Annotated in this window: 1 protein-coding gene; it reads left to right on the forward strand. The window is 65.3% G+C overall.

The window, feature by feature from the left end; all coding sequences use genetic code 11:
* Window positions 1-66 precede the first annotated feature (66 nt).
* Window positions 67-268, forward strand: a 202-nt coding sequence (locus RAD10_RS41970; RefSeq protein WP_461622036.1) for a hypothetical protein, incomplete at its 3' end; no start/stop codon positions are given.

Here is a 268-nt window from a genome sequence, read left to right on the forward strand (position 1 = left end):
GAGGAACTTAGTGCAGACGACAGCGCCCGCCGAGTGGGCGAGCACTTGCTGAAGTGGCATGCGCGCATGCCGTTCGCCGCCGAGAATTTCTTGCCGGGCTCGGAGGCGCAAAGCTATGCCGCCGAGTGGCTGCCCGCCGCCGATGGTCGCGGTGCGGCGCATCCGGCGTTCAACCAGCCGCTGCCCGCCGAAGCGCTGCAGCAAATAGCGTTGGATGAGCTGCTGCGGTTTTATCGCCATGCGATTCGTGCCTTCTTCCAGCTGCGCT

The organism is Bradyrhizobium sp. 23AC, assembly GCF_054863025.1.